Genomic DNA, 306 nt, shown 5'->3' with positions numbered 1-306 from the left:
TAATGTTTCAAAATTTTTCATTGCTATAAGAATTAAATGGTCAAACTGTATTTACTAGGAAAATAAAAGGATTACGGTCAAAGGATTATTTAGACAATAATGTCTTCACAGATAGATTTATCTTGATATCCACCTTTAATGTTTTGTAGATCTTGGGTATTTAATGTTTCAAAATTTTTCATTGCTATAAGAATTAAATGGTCAAACTGTATTTACTAGGAAAATAAAAGGATTACGGTCAAAGGATTATTTAGACAATAATGTCTTCACAGATAGATTTATCTTGATATCCACCTTTAATGTTTT

Annotated in this window: 1 protein-coding gene; it reads right to left on the bottom strand. The window is 26.1% G+C overall.

Going from position 1 to position 306, the window contains the following annotated elements; translation table 11 throughout:
- Window positions 1-89 precede the first annotated feature (89 nt).
- Window positions 90-182 (bottom strand): bacteriocin class II family protein, encoded by a 93-nt coding sequence (locus DLK05_RS18500; RefSeq protein ID WP_127345130.1) that lies wholly within the window; start codon window positions 180-182, stop codon window positions 90-92.
- Window positions 183-306: the final 124 nt, after the last annotated feature.

Origin of the sequence: Ancylomarina longa, from assembly GCF_003996985.1 — a bacterium.
GTDB classification, from domain to species: domain Bacteria; phylum Bacteroidota; class Bacteroidia; order Bacteroidales; family Marinifilaceae; genus Ancylomarina_A; species Ancylomarina_A longa.
Note: the sequence above shows the minus strand (reverse complement) of the source record. Positions and strands in the feature narration are given on the sequence as shown.

Coding starts and splice junctions, on each gene's coding strand:
- DLK05_RS18500 (WP_127345130.1), bottom strand. CDS start 182: ATGAAAAATTTTGAAACATTAAATACCCAAGATCTACAAAACATTAAA.